Genomic DNA, 1115 nt, shown 5'->3' on the forward strand with positions numbered 1-1115 from the left:
GGATCCCCGGCGGAGGGAAGAGTGCCCGTGTTCACCGAGATCATGGCCTTTCACAGGGAAGCCACGATCACATCGTGAACACGGGCATTCGGCATACGCCCCCAAAAAAATCCGCGTCACCCGCCTTGGAGAACCCCCGTTCCCGCAACTCCCCTCGCTCCCTGAAGAAGCGGATTCTCCTTACCTCTATGGAGAAGGGCCCCGACCATCTCAAGGAGAAACCCGCAGCCCTTGACCCCGGACCGGGGAACGGTCCTCCGGTCGAGTGAGCCGGGAGAGTTCTCTCACCGCGAGAGCCCCGGGCCGAGGCAGAGACCTGCCCCGGCCGTTCCTCGCACCGCCGCTCTGCCCTGCTCCCGGTGCCGGCCGCGCCATCGATCCAGCGAAAACCATGAGGCTGGCGGATCCCGCCGCCACCCCCTCCCCTTCTTGTCTGCCATTCATCCATGAGCGCCTCCTCGCCATAAATTCTATGACAAATGCGACATTAAAAACATTTCACAACAAAAGACTTAATAAGACTCTAAGATTATCAATAGATAGATAAGAGGTCAGCAAAAGCCGTCAATGACTGTTTGTCGTACGACATGCGAGGAAACTATGACAACGAGGACGACCTATCAGCGGCTACCCAGTCATTTTCCGGAAGTTCCGGAAATATCTAAAACGGGGTAACTGATCCTTTCTAGGGGGAAATTCAATGCCCAACGTCAAAAGCGTCATGGCAGGACTCGCACTCAGCACGGCACTGGCCGGCGGAATCGTGAGCCTGACCGCGGCGACCACCACCGCCACCGCCGGTGCCACCACGGCCACCGCGGGCGCGAGCGTCATCAACTGCGGTGGAGGTGGAGGCTGGCGCCGTGGCTGTTGCTGCCACCGTCGCTGCTGCCACCACCACAGCTGCTTCCACCACCGCAACCACCGGTTCAAGCTCAACGCCAACCTCAACAACAACAACGTCAACGATGCAGAAGACGACGTCAACAACACCAACAACAACAACAACGTCTGAAAACGCTGATCAACTGCCGAATCACCACTAGCCTCCAGCCGGGGCGCGGCGCGTAGCCGAACCACGTAGGCCACCCGCGAAAACATCCGGGATTGCGCAA

1 protein-coding gene is annotated in these 1115 nt (G+C 59.1%); it reads left to right on the plus strand.

All coding sequences use genetic code 11. The annotated features are described in order from the left end of the window. Positions 1 to 700: 700 nt before the first annotated feature. On the plus strand, positions 701 to 1015 hold the full coding sequence (locus CHC08_RS47920) for a hypothetical protein (RefSeq protein ID WP_089213971.1): 315 nt from the start codon (positions 701 to 703) through the stop codon (positions 1013 to 1015). Positions 1016 to 1115 lie beyond the last annotated feature (100 nt).

Source organism: Streptosporangium subroseum, assembly GCF_900188345.1.
Lineage (GTDB): Bacteria > Actinomycetota > Actinomycetes > Streptosporangiales > Streptosporangiaceae > Streptosporangium > Streptosporangium subroseum.